The organism is Streptomyces sp. NPDC002156 (assembly GCF_053593675.1).
The window spans coordinates 23,645-37,974 of the sequence record NZ_JBSFDA010000018.1; the positions used below are offsets into that span (position 1 = coordinate 23,645).

Annotated in this window: 13 protein-coding genes and 1 pseudogene; 4 read left to right on the forward strand and 10 right to left on the reverse strand. The window is 69.6% G+C overall.

Annotation, left to right across the window (positions count from 1 at the left end; all coding sequences use genetic code 11):
- Positions 1 to 9: 9 nt before the first annotated feature.
- Positions 10 to 1,077 (reverse strand): type III polyketide synthase, encoded by a 1,068-nt coding sequence (locus tag ACWCRB_RS10885; protein ID WP_450995738.1) that lies wholly within the window; start codon positions 1,075 to 1,077, stop codon positions 10 to 12.
- A gap of 149 nt (positions 1,078 to 1,226) precedes the next feature.
- Between ACWCRB_RS10885 and ACWCRB_RS10890 the strand changes: the two genes are divergently transcribed.
- Positions 1,227 to 2,096, forward strand: coding sequence for a UbiA family prenyltransferase (locus ACWCRB_RS10890; RefSeq protein WP_450995739.1), 870 nt, complete (start codon positions 1,227 to 1,229; stop codon positions 2,094 to 2,096).
- Between the two features lie 282 nt (positions 2,097 to 2,378).
- Here the strand turns inward: ACWCRB_RS10890 and ACWCRB_RS10895 are convergent, their stop codons facing one another.
- The 3 genes from ACWCRB_RS10895 to ACWCRB_RS10905 form a co-directional block, all read right to left on the reverse strand.
- Complete coding sequence (locus ACWCRB_RS10895; RefSeq protein WP_450995740.1) at positions 2,379 to 3,344, reverse strand: TerC family protein; 966 nt, start codon at positions 3,342 to 3,344, stop codon at positions 2,379 to 2,381.
- A gap of 335 nt (positions 3,345 to 3,679) precedes the next feature.
- Positions 3,680 to 3,838: a hypothetical protein gene (locus ACWCRB_RS10900; RefSeq protein ID WP_389356444.1), complete on the reverse strand. Its 159-nt coding sequence runs from the start codon at positions 3,836 to 3,838 to the stop codon at positions 3,680 to 3,682.
- Positions 3,839 to 3,905: 67 nt separating this feature from the next.
- Positions 3,906 to 5,426 (reverse strand): catalase, encoded by a 1,521-nt coding sequence (locus tag ACWCRB_RS10905; RefSeq protein ID WP_450995741.1) that lies wholly within the window; start codon positions 5,424 to 5,426, stop codon positions 3,906 to 3,908.
- Between the two features lie 253 nt (positions 5,427 to 5,679).
- Between ACWCRB_RS10905 and ACWCRB_RS10910 the strand changes: the two genes are divergently transcribed.
- Positions 5,680 to 6,267: a DUF4232 domain-containing protein gene (locus ACWCRB_RS10910; RefSeq protein WP_450995742.1), complete on the forward strand. Its 588-nt coding sequence runs from the start codon at positions 5,680 to 5,682 to the stop codon at positions 6,265 to 6,267.
- 16 nt (positions 6,268 to 6,283) lie between these two features.
- On the opposite strand, the gene ACWCRB_RS10915 is transcribed toward ACWCRB_RS10910, so the two are convergent.
- The 4 genes from ACWCRB_RS10915 to ACWCRB_RS10930 form a co-directional block, all read right to left on the reverse strand.
- Positions 6,284 to 7,447 carry a helix-turn-helix domain-containing protein gene (locus ACWCRB_RS10915; RefSeq protein ID WP_450995743.1) on the reverse strand — a complete coding sequence of 388 codons (1,164 nt, stop codon included), beginning with the start codon at positions 7,445 to 7,447 and terminating at the stop codon, positions 6,284 to 6,286.
- 76 nt (positions 7,448 to 7,523) lie between these two features.
- The gene (locus ACWCRB_RS10920; protein WP_450995744.1) at positions 7,524 to 8,033 is read right to left on the reverse strand and encodes a hypothetical protein; all 510 of its coding nucleotides are present in this window, start codon (positions 8,031 to 8,033) and stop codon (positions 7,524 to 7,526) included.
- On the reverse strand, positions 8,030 to 8,791 hold the full coding sequence (locus ACWCRB_RS10925) for a hypothetical protein (RefSeq protein ID WP_450995745.1): 762 nt from the start codon (positions 8,789 to 8,791) through the stop codon (positions 8,030 to 8,032). The genes ACWCRB_RS10920 and ACWCRB_RS10925 overlap by 4 nt, the downstream gene beginning before the upstream one ends.
- Before the next feature lie 102 nt (positions 8,792 to 8,893).
- Positions 8,894 to 9,832: an SGNH/GDSL hydrolase family protein gene (locus ACWCRB_RS10930; protein WP_450995746.1), complete on the reverse strand. Its 939-nt coding sequence runs from the start codon at positions 9,830 to 9,832 to the stop codon at positions 8,894 to 8,896.
- 323 nt (positions 9,833 to 10,155) lie between these two features.
- Here ACWCRB_RS10930 and ACWCRB_RS10935 point away from each other — a divergent pair, with 323 nt between their 5' ends.
- Together ACWCRB_RS10935 and ACWCRB_RS10940 are read left to right on the forward strand one after the other, a co-directional pair.
- Positions 10,156 to 11,520, forward strand: a complete 1,365-nt coding sequence (locus ACWCRB_RS10935; protein WP_450995747.1) for a sialidase family protein — start codon at positions 10,156 to 10,158, stop codon at positions 11,518 to 11,520.
- A 198-nt stretch (positions 11,521 to 11,718) separates the two neighbouring features.
- A pseudogene (locus ACWCRB_RS10940) lies at positions 11,719 to 11,997 on the forward strand (helix-turn-helix domain-containing protein); the annotation flags it as partial.
- A gap of 704 nt (positions 11,998 to 12,701) precedes the next feature.
- Here ACWCRB_RS10940 and ACWCRB_RS10945 read toward each other — a convergent pair.
- Together ACWCRB_RS10945 and ACWCRB_RS10950 are read right to left on the reverse strand one after the other, a co-directional pair.
- Positions 12,702 to 13,718 (reverse strand): hypothetical protein, encoded by a 1,017-nt coding sequence (locus ACWCRB_RS10945; RefSeq protein WP_450995748.1) that lies wholly within the window; start codon positions 13,716 to 13,718, stop codon positions 12,702 to 12,704.
- Between the two features lie 4 nt (positions 13,719 to 13,722).
- Complete coding sequence (locus ACWCRB_RS10950; RefSeq protein ID WP_450995749.1) at positions 13,723 to 14,295, reverse strand: hypothetical protein; 573 nt, start codon at positions 14,293 to 14,295, stop codon at positions 13,723 to 13,725.
- Between the last annotated feature and the right edge of the window lie 35 nt (positions 14,296 to 14,330).

Here is a 14,330-nt window from a genome sequence, read left to right on the forward strand (position 1 = left end):
ACGTCCGAACTACCAGCGCAGCAGCACGAGTTCGCAGGCGAAGCCGGGCCCCATCGCCAGCAGCACGCCCGGGGTGCCCGGCGGTGGGCGGCGTTGGGCCAGGGTGTCGCGCAGTACGTGGAGTACCGATGACGAGGACAGGTTGCCGACGTCGGCCAGATGACTCCAGGTCACATCGAGTGCGTCGGCGGGCAGGTCGAGGGCCTCGGTGACGGCTTCCAGGACCTTGGGGCCGCCGGGGTGGCACACCCAGGCGGTCACGTCCTTCGGCTTGATCCCGTGGTCGCCGAGGAAGCCCTCGACGTCATCGGCGAGGTAACGGCGCACCACATCGGGGACCCGCGGGTCGAGGACGACCTGGAAGCCGGAGTCCTTGATGTCCCAGCCCATGACACGTCCGGTGTCCGGGTACAGGTGGCTGCGGGTGTCCACGATCGTCGGGCAGGCGGTCTCGTCCGGGCGGACCTGGTGGTTCGCGCCGCGGGCGACGACCGCGGCGGCGCCGTCGCCGAACAGTCCGGTGGCGACCAGGTTGGCCATGGAGGAGTCGTCGCGCTGGAAGGTGAGCGAGCACAGTTCGACCGACAGCAGCACCGCCACCTGGTCGGGCCGGCCCAGCAGGTAGTCGTGCATACGGGCCAGCCCGGCCGCGCCGCCGGCACAGCCCAGGCCGAACAGGGGCAGCCGTTTGACGTCCGGCCGCAGTCCGAGGCGGCCGACCAGCCGTGCGTCGATCGAGGGGGTGGCGATGCCGGTGACGGAGGTGAAGATCAGCAGGTCCACGTCGGCGGCGGTCAGGCCGGCCGTGTGCAGCGCGCCCCGGACGGCCTGGGCGCCCAGGTCGGTGGCGGCGGCGATGAAGACGTCGTTGGCGGCACCGAATCCGTCCAGTTCCGCGTACCGTTCGAGCGGCAGCGTCATGTGGCGCGAGCGGACCTTCGCGCTGTGGTGCAGCCGGTCCAGGACCCGGCGGTCGGTGCCCTTGGGCAGGCAGGTGCGGGCCACCATGTCGGTGATCTCGGACTGGGTGCGACGGTGCGGTGCGAGTACACCGTGAACGGCGGCGATCCGCGTCATAGGGTTCCCGTCCGGTTACCGACTGGGATGAGTTGCTCCCACGTGTTCCCCGGTCCGGGGCTTCGACACCAGGGATCGCCCGTCCGGCCGTTCCTCCCGAGGGGCGTGTGCACCGGCTGGGTGGGGCCGGGGCGCCTACGATCGGCCGGGTGGGCATTCCCGAGCAGTCGACGGCCGACCGCCCGGCCGCGAGTTGGGCCGTCCGGGTGGGCGGCCTGGCCGGATCGTGCCACCCCGGGCCCGTCGTAGCGGTCACCGCCCTGATGGCCGCTCTCGCCGTCACCGCCGGCCAGAGCGCCGCGCGTTGTGTCCTGACCGCCGCCGCCGTGCTGACCGGGCAGTTGTCCGTCGGCTGGTGCAACGACGCGTTCGACGCGCGCCGGGACATCGCCACCGGCCGCCGCGGCAAACCCGTCGTCGACGGCACGGTCGGCGTGACGGAGGTGTGGGTGGCCGCCTGTGCCGCGCTGGCGCTGTGCGTGCCGTTGTCGTTCGCCTGTGGCCTGTGGGCGGGCGCCGTTCACCTGGCCGGGGTGGCGGCAGCATGGGCGTACGACCTGCGGCTCAAGGCGACAGCGTGGTCCTGGGCGCCGTACGCGGTGGGCTTCGCCGCGCTCCCGGCGTTCGTGGCGCTGGGGCTGCCGGGGCAGCCGTGGCCGGCCTGGTGGGTCGTCACCGCCGGGGCGCTGTTGGGGGTCGGGGCCCATCTGGGTGACGTACTGCCGGACATCCGTGGGGATCTGGCGACGGGCGTACGGGGCTGGCCGCACCGGCTGGGCCCGGACGGCGCACGACTGCTGCTGCCGGTGCCGCTGGTGGCCGCGTCCGCGGTTCTGGTGCTGGGGCCCGCCGGGCCACCCGGCAGGTGGGGACTGGCGGTGCTCGTGGTGACCGCTCTGATCGCGACGGCGGGGACGGTGCTGGGACGCCGATGGGAGCGGTTGGCGTTCGCGGCAGCGGTCGCCGTGGCGGTGGTGGACGTGACGTTGCTGCTGCTGCGCGGGACCGGAATCGCCTGACCCTGCCTCCTCGCCGGCCGGCTCACCGCGCTGTCGAATTCGTCACCGGGCCGGGGAGTGCTTGCTGCGGCTGGGGTCCAGCCGGAAGTCGGGACAGTCGCGGTTTTGACATGCACCCGGGCCCCATACGGGAACGAATATGCCGAGGGTCTTGTGGCGGTGGACTGCGACCGGCACGGATTTCCTGCAGGCCGGACACACGTACGCTTCGGGCTTACGCTTCCTTTTGACCATATTTTTACGATATGCCGGTAGTGGCGCGCAGGGAAGTGCACGGCCTCCTCACCGTTCGTCGGTCTGTTCCTGGGCGTCTGTCGGGGCGGGCCTTCTGAGGCTGAGCACCACGGACCCCGCCAGGACGACGACGATGACCGCGAGACTGACCGGTGAGGGGATTTCCGGGATGCTCGGGCTGATCATCTTGTGGGACGCCTGAAGGATGAGCTTGACGCCGATGAAGGCGAGGATGATCGCCAGCCCCTTGTTCAGGTAGTGGAAGCGGTCCAGGAGGCCGGCGAGCATGAAGTAGAGGGCTCTCAGGCCGAGGATGGCGAACGCGTTGCTGGTGTAGACGATGAAGGCGTCGTCGCTGACCGCGAGGACGGCCGGGACACTGTCGACGGCGAAGATCAGGTCGGCGGCCTCGATGGCCGCGACCACCGCGAGCAGCGGGGTCGCCATCCTCTTGCCGGCTTCTTTGACGAAGAACTTCGCCCCGGCGTACTCGTCCCGGACCGGGATGATCTTGCGGAGCATCCGTACGGCGAAGCTCTTGCCCGGGTCGAAGCTCTCCTGCTCGTCCTTGAGGAGTTTGTAGGTGCTGTAGAAGAGGACCGCCGCGAAGGCGAACAGCACCGCGGTGAAGCGGCTGACCACGGCCACGCCGAGGGAGAGGAAGATCCCGCGGAAGACGAGGGCGCCGATGACGCCGAAGAAGAGCACGCGGTGCTGGTAGGCGCGGGGCACCTTGAAGTACGCGAAGATCACGGCGAAGACGAAGAGGTTGTCGACCGACAGGCTCTTCTCCAGCAGCCAGGCTGTCGTGTACTCGGTGCCGGCGGTGGAGCCGAGGACGAGGAAGACGACCGCGCCGAAGATCAGGGCGAGGCTCACCCACAGGCCGCTCCAGGCGGCTGCCTCCTTGAAGCGGATGACGTGCGCGGTGCGGTGGGACAGCAGGTCCACCGCCAGCGACACGACCACCGTCGCGGCGAACGCCCCCCACAGCCAGAGCGGGACCTCAAGCACGCCGAACACCTTCACCATGGCCCGCGCGAAATACGCCGGCCCCTACACAGGAGTGTCCGGCATCGCACCCCAGGGAGCATGCGGAGCGGGCGAGGCCGGCCGGAGGTTCTCCTCGCCGGCCGGCCATTCGCCGTGCTCGTACGTCTCGCCGTCCGAGAGGGCGATGTCTGCGGCTCGGCGGTTTCCAGGCGTCGAGGTCCGCCGGGCAACGACTCCTGGCTTTTCGACTCCAGCCTCGTTCTCGTCAACAACTTCGATGGCGACGGCGAGAACATGGAGGTGGAACTCGCGGAACCCTGCGAACTGAGCGGCGCCCCTTCCCGGGCAAGCGTCGGTCAGGAATCGTCTCCGGTCGGGAGATCGGGCTCGTCGTCGTCCTCGGCCTTGTCCCGGACATCTCGCGGTGTGGGTGTGATGACGTTCCGCTCCTCTGCGGACCGTTCACGCGTCTCCTCGTCGACCGGAGGTGTGTCGTCGTCACCGGGGGTTTTCATGGGGTTCCCCTCGCTCGGGTTTCGGGTCGTGGGCCGTGTCGCTCGACGCGGACGCAGCTGACGGGTTCTATGCCTTGTGCTGCATGGCGCGGCGCGCGGGGTTGCCCTGTTCCGCCGCCTTCGGGTCCTTTTCGTGGGACTTCGCTCGCACGCCGTCGGCGATGCGCTTGCCGGTCGTTTCGTCGATGTTCGACCAGTACGCGAACGCGCGTTCGAGGACGGGCTCGCTCACCCCGTTGAGGAGATGGCCGACGACGTTGTCGACCAGGCGGTCACGGGCCTCGTCGTCCAAGACCTCGCGTATCAGGGTTCCCGGCTGCCCCCAGTCGTCGTCCTCCGGATGGGACACGTACGCGGAACGGGTGATCTCGCCGTCCGCCGCCCAGCTGGGCGGGGTTCCGTAGCGAGCCGTGTCGGCGGCCGGACCGCCCTTGGAGTTCGGGGCGTAGACCGGGTCCGTCGTCTTGCGGTAGGCCATCGCGCCGTCCTTGGAGTACGTGTGGACGTCGACGACGGGCGCGTTGACCGGAAGCTGCTGGTAGTTGGCGCCGATCCGATGGCGATGCGCGTCCCCGTACGAGAACAGGCGGGCCAGCAGCATCCGGTCCGGACTCGGCCCGATGCCGGGGACCAGGTTGTTCGGCTGGAAGGCCGCCTGCTCGATCTCGGCGTGGTTGTCCGTCGGGTTGCGGTCGAGCGTCATACGGCCGACCGGGATGAGCGGGTAGTCACCGTGCGGCCACACCTTGGTGAGGTCGAACGGGTTGAAGCGGTAGTCCGCGGCGTCCTCGTACGGCATGACCTGCACCTGGAGGGTCCAGCTGGGGTATTCCCCGTCACGGATGTGCTCGAAGAGGTCACGCGTGTGGTAGTCCGTGTCGACGGCGGCCATCTGGTCGGCCTCGTGCTGGGTGAAGAACTCGATGCCCTGGTCGGTCTTGAAGTGGTACTTCACCCAGAACCGCTCGCCGTCGGCGTTGATCCACATGTACGTGTGCGACGAGTACCCGTTCATGTGACGCCACGTCCGCGGAATTCCGCGGTCTCCCATCAGCCAGGTGACCTGGTGGGCGGATTCCGGGGAGAGCGTCCAGAAGTCCCATTGCATGTCGTGGTCGCGCAGGTTGTTGTCCGCGCGGCGTTTCTGGGACCGGATGAAATGCTGGAATTTCATCGGATCCTTGATGAAGAAGACCGGCGTATTGTTGCCGACCATGTCGTAATTGCCTTCGCTGGTGTAGAGCTTCACCGCGAAACCACGCGGGTCGCGCCAGGTGTCCGGGCTGCCACGCTCCCCCGCCACGGTCGAGAACCGGATGACCAGGTCGGTGCGCGTGCCCGGCTGGAACACGGCCGCCTTGGTGTAGGCGCTCACGTCGTGGCTCACTTCGAAATGACCGAAAGCGCCGCTCCCTTTCGCATGCGGCTGGCGCTCGGGAATTCGCTCCCGGTTGAACTGCGCCATCTGCTCGATCAGGTAGGCGTCCTGCAGAAGGACCGGTCCCCCGGGTCCGACGGTCAGTGAGTGTTCGTCGCTCTCCACCGGAGCGCCCGAGTCGGTTGTGGTGGCGGGGCGGATCTCTGTCATGACACTCCTTCTGCCGGCTGTCACCTTCGGTGTCGCCGGGCCTCCCGAGGCCCACAAGCCGCGTGACCCCGAGCGGCCGCGTCAAACATCGTCCGGGCGTCCCATCCCTGACAGGCATCCCAGGCTCCCTTGTTTCTGCAGGTCATCGGGGTGGGATCGTTCCGCCGTTGCGGGTTGGGGGCGGCTGTTGTCCCAGGTCCATGGGACATCCGATGCTCTGGGCGTCGCACCGGCTGAAGAAAGGAACACGCATATGAACGTGAAGTCTCTTGTGGGTCGTCGTGTGGTCGTGGCCGCGGGGCTCGTTCTGGCTCTTGGGGGTGGTGTGGCGGCGCAGGCTTCCGGCATCGGGCCGCAGACCGTCAGGGGGGAGGGCGCGGATGCCGTGGCGCACCGCACTGTTGCCGCCTGCTCTCAGGAGGTCCTCGGGGTGTCCGCCGTGAAGGAGCCCGCGGACAGCGAGGACGCCAGGCATCTCCTCCTCACCGTCCAGAACACCGGCGGCAAGAAGTGCGACCTCTACCGCTACCCCCTCGTGCGGCTCGGCGCCGGCCGGAACACGGCCCGTGTGATCGAGGAGAGCGACCCGAACCCGGGGGTGCCCGTCACCCTCGCTCCGGGTGAGGAGGCGTATGCCGGTCTGCTCGTCAACGGCCCCATGGACGAGTACGAGGCGAAGAGCATCACCCTCGGCCTCCAGGGCCGTAAGGCCGGCAGCAGCGTGGGCAAGCCGATCGATGTGCCCATGCCCGTCGAGACGTTGTACGCCAATGACTTCCAGCGGGTCACCTACTGGACGACCGCTCCCGGTTTCGCCCTGGATTTCATCATGTCGAAGTGACGGGCTCAGGAGCCGGTCAGGTCATGGGGACCCAGCCGCCGGGGTCTCGGTACCAGTAGAGCGGTAGCCCCTTGATGCTGGTGGTGCGGAACGCGCGGCCGTGGTCGTCGATGCGCGTCGTGCCGGTCCGGCCCTGTGAGGACCAGTCGAGTTCGAGGTACCAGTCGCAGGTGCAGGACTCGGTGTGCGCGGAGAGCAGCAGGACCTCCGGCTCCCGCAGGGACACCTGGTACGGGAAGTCGATCGCGGGGGTCGGTCTGTCCGGCTCGTTGCCGGGCATCGAACGGGCCAGGGGTCGGCGCGCGTCGAGGTCCAGGGAGAAGTGGCGGGGGACGAGGACGGCACCGCAGCCTTCGTACATGGAGTAGGCGGTGCCCAGGTCAGCGGCGGGGACGGTGCGGTCGACCACGCGCACATGCAGTGCCTCCAGGACTACGGCGGCAGCGCCGCGTCCCTGCACCGAGATCCGCAGATCGGTGGTGCGCCCGTGCACCGCCCCTTGGGACGCGGCCCACGCCGCGGCGTCCTGCGGGGTCGGCGGTGGCGGGACCTGCCGCGGCGGCTTGGCGATGACGTAGTCGTGGGCGCATTCGCTTTGCCAGAGATGGGAGTTGGCCGTCCAGGTGAGCGGGGCCGGCGGTGCGACCGTGACCGTGCCGGCGCTCGCCCGGTTCCCCTGCGGGCCGCCATCGGAGGGGGGTCCAGCGGCGGATGCGGTCAGGCCGACGAGCGCGACGGCGCACGAGGCCGCCAGTGCGATCGCTCGCGCGGGCCGTCGTAGTCGTAGGGGGCGCCCGGCGTGGGGCCGCGGGGCGGCACGCACGGTGGGCTCGGGTGTCTCGTCCGGCGGGGTGGTGTGGCTCGTGGATTCGGCCGGTGCCGCGGTGCTCGTGGGGTCGTGCGGGGCGTCGGACAGGCGTGGTCGTTGCCGCGCCGCGACCGCCAGGATCCACCGGCGGTGCAGCTCCACGCGTTCCTCGGGAGAGGCTCCGCAGAGTCCGGCGAACCGCTCGATCCCCGCGAAGTCCAGGGGGACCGCCCCTCCGGCGCAGTAGCGGTGCAGCGTGGAGGCATTCATGTCCAGACGCCGTGCCAGCGCCGCGTAGCTGCGGTCCGTACGCTCCTTCAGGCGCGTCAGCAGCAACGCGAACTCCGCTGCGTCGTCGTGGATTTCGTCCATGTGGTCCGTACTCGCATCCGTCCGTCGGCCTGTTTCCAGGGTTGTGCGTCGGCCTCCGGAGCCGTCGTACGCCGGCTCAGAGTGGAGCGGCGTTGCGGCTGCGGGAGCGCATCCTGTCGGGGCGTGCCGTCACGAGGATCAGGGCGAGCGTGACGACCGGGTCGAGTCCGGCGGCGCTGTACGTGTCGAAGGTACGGTCGTACTCGACGGGTCTGAACCGCTCGTGGACCCGCAGGACGGTGCTCTCACCGGCCGTCACCGTGAAGCACAGCTTCGGCCGGAGCCATTGCCGGTGGATGCGGTACTCCCGCGACCACAGCCACACGGCGCTCCCCCGGCGCTCGCCCACCCGTTGCGTACCGTCGTCCAGCATCGGCCACCCGCTGCCGAAGTCGACCAGCAGGCGGGGCTTGTCGATCCCCATCCGGTCCGTGCCGCGCAATATCCTCTGGCGCCGGTAGCCGGCCTGCATCGAGACCACCGACGCCGGTTCACCCGCTATGTGGAGTGTGGTGACCATCCTGCACATCTCGGCCCGGCCCGGCCGCAGTTCATCCGTCATGCCATCCGTCATGTCATCCGTCATGAGTACCTCCCGGGCGGCCCGGCCGGCAGGATGCGGTCGGGGGCGTCGGCGTCCCTGGCCTCGCGCGTCGCGTACACCCGCAGGGACTCACCGGCCAGGACGACCTGGGGTGCGGACCACATCTCGTGGTCCTTCGGGACCAGTGTCCGGGTGGAGCCGTGGGCCGTGTCGTGGATCAGCACGGAAACGATCCCGCTGCCCAGTCGGCCCGGCCCGTACGACTGCCGGGGATGGTCGTCGGGACCCGCGGCCTCCACCACCAGGAACCGGCCGCCGACCCAGTGCGCGTGCGAGTCAAGGAACACCTCGGCGCCGACCACGGCACCGTCCACCCACAGCCGTACGACCGACGCCGCCATGTCGTGCCAGAGCACCGCCCGATGCCGGTCGCCGGGGCCGCCGAACCACACATGGAACTCGAAGTCGGTCCAGAAGCCGTGGAATCCGCCGCAGGCTCCCGGGACCGGCCCCTCACGCGCGGGACCCGCGGCCTCCTCGGCGCCCGACGGCCCGACAGGGTCCTGACGGCAGACCGACGGCCCGTAACAGGCGCGGTCGAGGCGGCGCGTGCACCCCATCCCCGCCGCCGCGCAGTCCCGCGGAGACGCGGCGGACAGCAGAGCGGCCAGGCGTTCCCCGTAGGCGTCCCGTCCGACCTGGCGGATCCGTTCCGACGCCTGCTGCCACCACAGGCTCAACTCGCTTCCCGACGGCGAGTTCCGCAGCCACTCGCCCCACGCCTCGTCCCCCACCGTCACCGCCTCCGCCTCCGCCCTTCGTGTCCTCCAGCAGGACGCCGTCCGTACGAGCGCGGTTGCCGAACCTGGTGAAGCCCGGGCGCAGGGTGCCCTGCGCGAACCTCATCCCAGTGCGGACTTCACCAACGACGCCGCGGCCTTCATGCCCGCCTCGTTCGGGTGGTACGTGGTGCGGCCCGAGGCCGGCTTGTACTTCTCGACCCACGGGGTGGCCGCACACGCGTCGTGGCCGTGGCTGGCGGTGGCGAAGCGGACCAGGGTCGCGCCTGTGCGATTCGCCGTGTCGATATAGGCCTGCGCGAGGCGGGAGGCGACGGTGCGCTCGAATATCCGCTGGTCGGCGGTGAGCGGTACGCCGGTGCAGCCGCCGGTGTCGGGCAGGAGGGTGGAGTAGCTCACCAGGAGGATGCGCGCCTGCGGGGCCCTGGCTTTGACAGCGTTCACGACGTTCTCGATCTTCTGGCCCACCGAGCCGAGGGCGGTGTTGATCGCGCCCTGGTTCACGGTGCCGCAGTTCGTGCCGCCGCTGTTCTGGCAGGAGTAAGTGACCATGCTGCCCAGGTAGTTGACGTCGTTGCCGCCGATGGTGATCGTGACCAGGTCGGTCCCGCTGTTCACGGCGTTGATCTGCGGCGGCTGCGAACCCTGGTTGGTGGTAAGGATGTTCGCGGTCGTGGCGCCGCTGCAGGTGACGTCCGTGAGGTTCGCCCCGGTGTCGCGGGCCACGATGCTCGCGTAGTTGTCGGCCGACCGGCTGCACGCCGCCGCCCCGCTGCTCGACTGCAGCGGCGGGATGCTCGGGCCCGCGGCGAACGAACTGCCCAGCGCGACGTAGTCGAGACCGGCCGCCTTGGCCGAGGCGGTTCCCCCCTGAGCGGTCTTCGTGGTCACCGAGTCGGCGGCCAGGGACAGTTGGGTCTTCGACCGCGAACTGGAGCCGTCCGCCGTCGAGTTGCCTCCGCAGGCCGTGAGGGTGAGGGCACCCACCGCCAGGGCCGCACAGGCCAACAGGGCGTTTCGTCGGGGGGAGTTCGTTGCCATGAGGTGCTCCTGTCTTCATGGTTCAGGGGGTGTGGGGTGTGGTGCGCTCCGGTTCTGTCAGAGGAGAGCACGCTGTGCCGCGTGGGGTTTCTGGTGAGACCGCTTGATCGCTGTCGCGTGACAGAACCAGGACATCCGGAGGGCCGGCGGTCGCGGAACGGCCGCCTCCGGGCACTGCGAACGCAGTAGTCCGCGGCCTGCGTCCGTATGAGGCCGTCGGTGCGGGGCGGCTGGCAGGGTCAGGGGGTCGAAGGCGCCTCGCGTCTTGCGGAGCGCCGACCTCCAAGTCCCGTACTCGCACGGAGATCAGAGAGGCTCGCCACGTGAGAATCCCCGTATCGCCCCGGCCGAAGTGGGCCGCGTTACTGTCCGCACTGTCCGCGCTGGTTCTGCTGGCCGGTGCTCCCGCCGCCCTCGCCGATACGCGCACGGCCTCGCAACCCGCTCCCGGGGGCGAAGAGATCCGTCAACCGGAATCGATCCTCGAACTGGATGTCACCGATCTGCCCGGGACCCGGGAGGGACAGCCGGTCGTGGCCGTCAATCCACGTAATCCCCGGAACCTGGTCTATGTGGCGACGGTCTTCCCCAACCGTCCGGAGCTGGAACCCGTCGGGGAGTGCTTCGTCGCCTTCTCCCAGGACCGGGGGAAGACCTGGCAGAGGTCGACCTGGCCGCTCGGTGACCGTCCCCAGTGCGGCGAGCCGATCGTGACCACGGACGCCAAGGGTGTCTTCTACGTCTCCAACAACCAGATCGGTCCCGATCCCGCGACCACGTACACCAATCACAACGTCGTCTCCCGGTCGGTCGACGGCGGTCGTACGTGGATCGGTCCCGTCGAGACGCCGCTGTTGCTCGGTGGTGCGCCCAAGCTCAGGGTGGATTCCGCCACCGGCAAGGTCTACGCGGTCGCGGGCGCCGTGTGGGAGTACCCCAGTGCGGTCTCCGTCAGCGCGGACAGCGGCGCGACCTGGTCGGATCCCTCGGTGATCCCCGGTCCCATGCCGTGCATCGTGGTCTCCCCCGCCATGCCTCCGGCCTGCGGATACCCGGGCCGTGAATTCGCCGTGCACGACGGGATCCTGGCGTCTCCCACCCAGGAGGACACGGTGACGCTGCATGTCACTCGTGACGACGGAAAGACCTGGGTGGACCGTCCGGTCACCGACAGCGCCGGTACGCCGGTCGCGGCCGGCACCGGTGCGCTCGTACCCGTTCCCGCCCTGGGCGCGGCCGCGGACCCGGTGCCCTGGGTGTCGGCCGACCCGACGCACAAGGGGCGCTTCGCCGTCATGGTGCCCCGGGAGTCCAACCTCGAGGTGTACGTCACCGGTGACGCCGGCCGGTCCTGGACCGGGCCGGCGGTGATCGCCGCCTCCGCCGCGCAGCGGCCCTGGATGGACTTCGGGCCGGGCGGGCAGCTGGGCGTCATGTGGCGCACGACCACACTCGACGCCTTCTCCGTCGTCTCCTTCGACCACGGCCGTACGTTCAGCCGCGCCCTGCGGGTCAACGGGACCACTCAGCCCGCCGGTGTCAACGGGCCTCCCGGGGACCGCTGGTCGACCATCACCCTCGACAGGCGTTACGCGTACGTCGCCTGGGCCGACGGCCGGAGCGGGGAGTTGGACGGCATCCTCGCCAGGGTTCCGCTTAGTGCCTACCGTGGCAGGGGCGGCCAGTAGAAGGCCGATGAAGCTGTTGTCGTCGGGGGCTGTCCGGCCATGGGCCGGGCAGCCCCCGTGGCCATACCGACGAGATCCTGACCGGCCCCGGGCTCATGGAGACGGAGGTCGCCAGGCTCCGTGCCGGGCAGGTGATCGCCTGGACATGTGTGCGGCGAGTCGAGTCACCGCCTCTTGATCGAAGGTCAGGAGAAGAGGGTGATTTCCGTGGAGGACTGGGCTGAGATCCGCAGGCTGCACCGGGCCGAGCAGATGCCGATCCGGGCGATCGCCAGGCAACTGGGCATTTCGAAGAACACCGTGAAGCGGGTGCTGGCCACGGGCCGGCCGCCGGTCTACTCCCGGCCGCCGATGGGGTCGGCGGTCGACGTGGTCGAGCCGCAGATCCGGGAGCTGTTGAAGCAGACCCCGACGATGCCGGCGACTGTGATCGCCGAGCGGATCGGTTGGGACCGTGACATGACCGTCCAAACGGCCGCACCGAGCTGGGAGAACGCGAAGCCGACTCGCGTGCGGGACTCCTCGGCGGACGCGGAGACGAGCCCCTGGAGCAGACCGTCGAACCCCGCATCCCCGATCCGCCCGAGTACGGCGGTGATCGGCCGCCAGTCCACCGGGGACTCCGCGTCCATCACCTCCCGCACCAACTGCTCCACCCCGCCGGCGCCGAGCGTGACCAACGCATCCGCTGCTGCCTCGTACCGTTCTGGCCTGCCGAGGTCCCGTATCAGGTCGGCATTCACCACGTACCCCTCTGGCAAGGTCGACCAGGCTGCCGAGCGTCATGATTCCGCAAGGATCCGACATCGCCCGAGCGGGTCCCGCTACTCGCAACGCTCCTCGGGCGGGCCGTCTGTCGAAGAAAACCGTCCCATGATGCGGTCGTGGTGTGCCACCCATGGACTGGACAACAAACAAGGCCCAGGTCTCGGACCTGGGCCTTCTCCATGGAGCGGGTGACGAGAGTCGAACTCGCACTCTCAGCTTGGGAAGCTGCGACGTTTGGGTGGCTGCAAGGCTGTTGACCTGCGTGGATTCATTGTGCCGATGCCGTTGCACCGGTTTGGTCGCACCGTTGCAGACCGGTGGTTGTCCGCTCCTCCGGGCACGGATCGGGCACGGTCTTCACTCGGTCCTCCGGCAGTACGTGATTTCCTGGGTGACGCCGTGCTGGGTGCAGATCAGCGGGCAAGAGCGAAGGCACCCGCGACTCCGAGGAGCGCCGCCGGCATCCCCAGCCAGGCGGTGAGAGGGATGCAGAGGCGGGTGGGTGGCGCGGGTGTGGTGGAAGCAGCCGGAGGCGGGGCGGTGAAGGCGGTCAGATGCTCACGCGGAATACCACGGTGCCAGAACTGGCTGAGCCGGTACCAGTAGTCCCGCTCCTCCGCGATCGAAGAGGGAAGCTCGTCGCCCAACTGCCTGATCAGGTCGCCTCGATGGAGATCGAAGGCGACGCGCACGTGCTGTGCGTACACCTGCGCGGCCGTCAAAGCGGAACGGTAGGAGACGTACGCAGCGAAGGCGCCGCCCCACCAGAAGGCCAGAAACCAGGTCCACGGGCCTTGTTCCCACAGCATCTCGGCAGCCCCGACACCGCCGAACAGTATGCACAGCACGGACAACCCGAGCGCCGCGTCGAGGTCTGCCCGGGCTGCCGCGAGGTTGAGGGTCAGGCGGTCGGGGAGGACCTGGTACAGACGGGGCCATGCCAGCACGGCGTCCATGGAGTAGCGGAGTTGTGGGTACTGTTCGGCGGATCTGAGTATGTTGCCCAGGCGAGTGGGCTGGATCTCTTCGGGCCTGGTCGGTGGTGGGTAGCTGATCAGGGCGGCGTCGCGGAAGGCGGGGGCCTGATGGAGCAGGCGGGAGCGCCGCTGGTGCCAGGCCACACCGTGCCGTGCCGCGTAGGCTGCGGCCGGGCCCGTCCAGTGCCCCCCGAAGAAGCGGCAGGTCGCGCGCCGGAAGCCGGACAGGATGCCCGCCAGCACACCGGCCAGGGCCAGCAGGGTGAGTACGGCGCCCGCTCGGGCCGTCGGGGACAAGGCCTGCCAGGTGCGGATCGTCTGCGTCACGCCCGGTGGGGAGCCGGCCAGCAAGGCGATGGTCGCCGTGCAGAAGGCGAGGCTGGGGAGAAAGGAGTGCAGGAGAAAGCGCCGGTCGAGGAGCCCGGGGGTCTGGCCGAGAAAGGCGCTGAGCATGTTGTCATTCCCCGGTGAGTACGAGAGTGTGAGGCGGCACCCCGGGACGCGCGCAGACGGGCGGCCGCTGAGGATCGTAGAAGTCGAGCCGGTTGGTGTGGCCGCATCCGGGTGACGCGCAGGTCACGAACGCGGCGGGCAGCCGGATGTCTCCGCCGAGCAGTCCGTCCGACGCGCTCTCGTCGAACGCCCCGCGCGCGTCGACGGGCAGAAACGGTGTGCGGGCCAGCCAGTCGTCCACGACCTTGCCCGGAAGCACGGACGTGCTGCCGGACGGATCCCACAGCACCGCTCCGTGCGGACTGAGGTCGAGCAGGGTGAGGGCCATTCCGGCGGTCAGCTCTCCCAGGGTCATGTCCGCGCGCAGGAGCACGCACGGGCAGACCGCCGCCCCGGGCGCGCACAGTGAGGGCGCGCCACGATCCCGCAGTGCGGTGAGGTCGGCCAGGTCCAGCAAGGAGACGGGCGACGGCTCACGCTCACGCGCGGCGGTCGTCACGAGGGCGAAGGAATCGGCGCCCAGCCTCGCCAGTGCCTCTTCGGGACGGAGAGACGCATCCACACGTGTGACCGCCATGGTGGGCAGGGAACCGAGAGGCGTACGGCCGTCCA

Bases quoted from the DNA above. Each gene is read 5' to 3' on its own strand.
- ACWCRB_RS10885 (WP_450995738.1), bottom strand. From the start codon at position 1,077: ATGACGCGGATCGCCGCCGTTCACGGTGTACTCGCACCGCACCGTCGC.
- ACWCRB_RS10900 (WP_389356444.1), bottom strand. From the start codon at position 3,838: ATGAAAACCCCCGGTGACGACGACACACCTCCGGTCGACGAGGAGACG.
- ACWCRB_RS10905 (WP_450995741.1), bottom strand. From the start codon at position 5,426: ATGACAGAGATCCGCCCCGCCACCACAACCGACTCGGGCGCTCCGGTG.
- ACWCRB_RS10910 (WP_450995742.1), top strand. From the start codon at position 5,680: ATGAACGTGAAGTCTCTTGTGGGTCGTCGTGTGGTCGTGGCCGCGGGG.
- ACWCRB_RS10915 (WP_450995743.1), bottom strand. From the start codon at position 7,447: ATGGACGAAATCCACGACGACGCAGCGGAGTTCGCGTTGCTGCTGACG.
- ACWCRB_RS10920 (WP_450995744.1), bottom strand. From the start codon at position 8,033: ATGACGGATGACATGACGGATGGCATGACGGATGAACTGCGGCCGGGC.
- ACWCRB_RS10930 (WP_450995746.1), bottom strand. From the start codon at position 9,832: ATGGCAACGAACTCCCCCCGACGAAACGCCCTGTTGGCCTGTGCGGCC.
- ACWCRB_RS10945 (WP_450995748.1), bottom strand. From the start codon at position 13,718: ATGCTCAGCGCCTTTCTCGGCCAGACCCCCGGGCTCCTCGACCGGCGC.
- ACWCRB_RS10950 (WP_450995749.1), bottom strand. From the start codon at position 14,295: ATGGCGGTCACACGTGTGGATGCGTCTCTCCGTCCCGAAGAGGCACTG.